3 protein-coding genes are annotated in these 1,468 nt (G+C 55.7%); all 3 read right to left on the bottom strand.

Translation table 11 applies throughout. The features are described from left to right. Positions 1-503: ABC transporter substrate-binding protein (locus tag C8K58_RS32165; RefSeq protein WP_108574931.1), on the bottom strand; the 503-nt coding region annotated here is incomplete at its 3' end. 52 nt (positions 504-555) lie between these two features. Next, a complete protein-coding gene (gene radC, locus C8K58_RS32160; RefSeq protein ID WP_108574930.1) occupies positions 556-1,050 on the bottom strand; it encodes a DNA repair protein RadC in 495 nt (164 codons plus the stop codon). 100 nt (positions 1,051-1,150) lie between these two features. After that, positions 1,151-1,408, bottom strand: coding sequence for a hypothetical protein (locus tag C8K58_RS32155; protein ID WP_108574929.1), 258 nt, complete (start codon positions 1,406-1,408; stop codon positions 1,151-1,153). Positions 1,409-1,468: the final 60 nt, after the last annotated feature.

Here is a 1,468-nt window from a genome sequence, read left to right as displayed (position 1 = left end):
GCGAAAAGCTCGAACAAAAGGCCGGTTCGCCGCGGCGCGGAGTGATTGACCCACCCTTCCAGATAGAACATCGCTTCTTCAGAAAGGTGTGCGGTACTGATCTCCCAGGTTCGACTGTAGTGTCCCGTTTCGAAGCTCAAGCAATGAACCATGGCTTGGGCTTCTTCCAGGGAGTATAGATCGCCGACGTGATGCCGCTCGTTGAGCACTTCGCCCATCACGGCGTAGATCACTTGGCGCACCAGTCCGGTGGATTGGCAGTGTTCATCCAACTCCTCCGGAATGGATTGGCCTTCGCTGATCAAGGCGAACTCATTATTGAACAGGCAGGGGAACAGCTGCAGCTCATTGTCGGGCAGATGGGCCTGTGAATCGTGCAAGGGTCGAAAGCAGGGAGGGCAGTCGTCTTCGTAGGTGATCAGTAGCAGCCGTTCAATACGAAGGTTGTCGTAACCGCGAACAAATGGGTTTGAGGCCGGCAGCAGGGCTGAGGTTCGGTTCATGAGGGTTCTCCAGAATGGAAATGAACAAGGCGCCCGTAGGCGCCTGTGAGGGTTAAAGCCAGCCGTAATCGGCAAGGGAGAGAGGACGACCTTCTCCCACGATGAAGTGATCCAGTACGCGCACTTCGATTAAGGCCAAGGCCTCCTTCAGCCGTGCCGTCAGCACGCGATCCGCCTGGCTGGGTTCCGTACACCCTGAGGGGTGGTTGTGAACAAAAATGGCGGCCGCAGCGTTATGCGCCAATGAGCGTTTAACGACCTGTCTGGGGTAAACGCTGGCCCCATCAATGCTGCCGTGAAAGAGGACTTCGAACGCCAACACGCGGTGCTTGGCGTCGAGAAAAATCACACCGAAGACTTCATGCTCTTGTTGCGCAAGGTGCAGTTTTAGGTATGAGGCCACAGTGTCAGGTGAGGTCAGGATAGGGCCGCGGGCGAACAGCCGACGATCCAGAATATGCAGCGCTTCGTCGATCAGCTGGTTTTCTAGGACGATACGATTAGCCTCGAAATTCGAGGCTTCAATCAGCGTGAGTGGGGTGCTCATGGTAGTACCTCCGAAGGGAACAATCAGGGGTACACGCCCGAGGGGCATGGTGTCCCCAAGGTGGATATAGAGTCGCGGGCATTAGTCGATGACGCGCTGTTTACAGCCGAGTGAATCGGTGGCGTTGTCCGTGCAGGTGTGAGTCACAACCGTCGCAGGGCAATGGGGAGAAGGCTTTTATTCCCCGACCGGTTTCGGGATCGAAGTCGGCACTCATGGGCATTAAGCGAACCAGTCCACGATGAATGCCGGCGATGCGTTTCTCGATTTCATCCGTCGTGTAGTAGAGCGATAACGTGCTGTAGTCCTCGTAAGCCGCAGCAAACAGGCAGTCGTCGCAAAGCCAGAAGGATTCCATGTTGACTCTCCTGTGCTGATTGAAGGAAAGGCGCTCGATTGAGCGCCTTGATGTAAAACA

Source organism: Pseudomonas sp. GV047 (assembly GCF_003058245.1).
Classification (GTDB): Bacteria; Pseudomonadota; Gammaproteobacteria; order Pseudomonadales; family Pseudomonadaceae; genus Aquipseudomonas; species Aquipseudomonas marginalis.
Note: the sequence above shows the minus strand (reverse complement) of the source record. Positions and strands in the feature narration are given on the sequence as shown.